This window comes from Autumnicola patrickiae (assembly GCF_031846525.1).
Taxonomy (GTDB): Bacteria; Bacteroidota; Bacteroidia; order Flavobacteriales; family Flavobacteriaceae; genus Autumnicola; species Autumnicola patrickiae.
Map to the genome: position 1 here is coordinate 1 of NZ_JAVRHM010000050.1, position 2,643 is coordinate 2,643.

The following is a 2,643-nucleotide window of genomic DNA, read 5'->3' on the forward strand; positions in this document are numbered from 1 at the left end:
AGAGCGTGATTGTCCGCAGGACAATCAGCTGAGCAAGCAAGCAAAGAGTTTCGATTCAAGAAATAATTAAGCATTGTTTTTATAAGTTGTTGCCACACGTTTTCCTTTATCATAAATATACAATCAATGGTAATTCAGGTCTTAAATCAAATGTTTTATCCTGAAAATTATTGTCAAAGTATAATTCCATTAAATGTTCTTTTCCATTTCTTACAGTCAAGTGTGGAATTCCGTTAACCGCTTTTATCGTTTCTGTTTCTAAATCTAAGTCAGTCGATGTGATGACAATATTTGTGATTTTTTTCGCTCCATTTGGATGCTTATAAAACTCCCTTGCAAATGCGTATTCGTCTGGAATATTTTTTAGGTCTGATATTGTTTCAAATCGGTCGGATTCAATTTCTGGATAAACGACAAAAATCGAGGGTTCTTGAAGATGTGTTTTTGAATTTTTAGCTGAATATATATTTGCATTCTCCTCCATCCAATCTTGATGATAACTCACTTTTTCAAAAGGAATTTTTTCCGCATCATAATCCTTTACTTTTAGAGCAAGACTAAACGGTAAAGCACCATTTTTTTCAAAGTTGGCTCTTTCCGTAAAATCTAAATCCTTATTTTTTTTGATATTTTCCTCCAATTCGTTTTCGTCATAAACAAAAATTAGCTCAAGGTAGCCATTTAAAAAATTGAAATATTTCCCTGCTGTTCCTTGTCCTTTATGAACTTCCGAAAGTGAATCGGGAACAGAAGTAAATCCAATTTCGGTTAATCGTTCTTTGCCAGTTTTCGGATTTTTAACCCAAATATTGAAATGGTCAAGCTGTAAATCAGATGAAACATTTTTAGTTTTTGTTTCAACATTTTCGGTATTTCTATTTTTCTCTGGTTCATTTTTACACGAAATAAAACTTGCAATCATCAATATTAAAATTGGAATTCTGTTTTTCATCTTGATTTTGTTAAATTCTGACTAACGTCAAATTAATTGGTTGGTGCTAAGGTTGGTGAAAACCCCAAATCTTCTGGTTTGAGCTCCAATTTAGCTATATTTTTCTTTAGCCGCGCCACCATCTTTAATTTTCGCTTTTGATCGAGGAATAGGTATTCAGTTGGAGGAAGATATGGCACTTTTTTTACCATCATGTTCCAGATTATCACTGCCAATTTTCTGGCTGTGGCAGAGACTGCAGCAGTTCTGCCTTTTCTGAAAGCTACTCTTCTAAAGAAATTTGACAGATGTGTATCTTTTAAATTCCCTATTGAATTAGCTGCCTGCCTGAAAGCTATTTTTAGCCGGTTACTACCTTTTGGTATTCTGTGGCTTAAAATCTTTCCTCCGGATATCTTGTTGTTCGGTGCTAACCTTAACCAGGAGGTGAAGTGTTTGGCAGATTCAAATTTCTTGAATCCTTCCGGCCCAATCTCACCCATGATAGACACTACTGTAGCGTGGCTCAAGCCTTCTATGGCTAAAAGGTCCACACCTTCAAAATACTGATAGGCTACCTGGTTGAGATTTTTAATTTTTGGAGCATTTTTGTTGATCCTTTTGTGTGGCTTTTCGGTGGTTTTAAGTGCTCTTTTGGCAGGGAATTTTTTGAGCTCTGCATTGATGAATTCTTCCATCTGTTTATCACACTCATCGATCTTCTTTTGCAGGAACAGGTATGTTTCGTATTCCTGCTTTAGGCCGAAAAGGAAATCTTCCCTGTTATTACCGTGCAATGCTTTGGCTATCTCTTCTTCTGACTTTCTGCAGTTGTAATGCCGGTGCTTTGCAAGTTTTTCCGGATCTAAATTTCCTTTGCAGATATCTCCAATAATTGCAAGTCCTGTAAGGCCACAAATATCCTTGACCACCACATCAAGCCTAAAGTTTAAAAACTTCAGGAATTTCTGCATTTTATGAGTAGTGGAAGCAGCCTGATCTACCCAGTTGCCACGCTGCCTGCAATAAGTCCGCAGCTTCTCTGTGGTTTCATCTGGAAGAAAACTCCCAGAAAGAAGTCCCAGGGTATGCAGTTGCTGGATCCACCGGCAATCCTTCACGTCTGTCTTCTTTCCTTTGGCATGTTTGGTAAATTTCCCATTGACAAGTACCACTTCAAAACCTTGTTTAACCAGCTCTGTAAAAAGGTTTTGCCAATAATCACCTGTAGATTCCATTGCGACAGTGGTAATATCCTTTGATTTCATCCATTGTCCAAGTGCAGTAAGTTCTTCGGCATACACACCAAATTCCTTCACATCATCTTTTGACTGCCCAACAGCTACATAGTGTGAGCGGCTACCAATATCAATCCCGGCTGCATTGGGATTGATGACTTCCATAGAAACTTTTCTTCGTCCCATAATTAAAATTTTAGAAAAAGACCCTAAGGAAATGTATCTTTGATTTGAACAATATTCTGAACGGGCTCTCCTGAAAGGGGCACCACTGAAATTATCAACAAGCTCCTGAACCACTAATTCAGGGGCTTTTTTACATTTCGACCAGAATGTGTCTCGGGCTTTATTTCTAGCACCAATTTAAAAAGCGGCCACACAAAGAGTCTATTTAAATTTAATAAAGGATAGTGATATTTTTCGCCCCGTTAGCCAAAGAAATTAATGGAGTTTCTTCATGTGGGGAATGTGTGG

2 protein-coding genes are annotated in these 2,643 nt (G+C 37.5%); both read right to left on the reverse strand.

Annotated elements, in window-relative coordinates; all coding sequences use genetic code 11:
• Positions 1 to 109 precede the first annotated feature (109 nt).
• On the reverse strand, positions 110 to 952 hold the full coding sequence (locus tag RM549_RS19220) for a VOC family protein (RefSeq protein ID WP_311687715.1): 843 nt from the start codon (positions 950 to 952) through the stop codon (positions 110 to 112).
• Positions 953 to 984: 32 nt separating this feature from the next.
• Entirely contained in the window at positions 985 to 2,355 is a 1,371-nt protein-coding gene (locus tag RM549_RS19225) for an IS110 family RNA-guided transposase (RefSeq protein WP_311687716.1), read from the reverse strand.
• Positions 2,356 to 2,643 lie beyond the last annotated feature (288 nt).

Excerpts from the sequence above, each read along its gene's own strand:
- RM549_RS19225 (WP_311687716.1), bottom strand. The coding sequence starts at position 2,355 with ATGGGACGAAGAAAAGTTTCTATGGAAGTCATCAATCCCAATGCAGCC.
- RM549_RS19220 (WP_311687715.1), bottom strand. The coding sequence starts at position 952 with ATGAAAAACAGAATTCCAATTTTAATATTGATGATTGCAAGTTTTATT.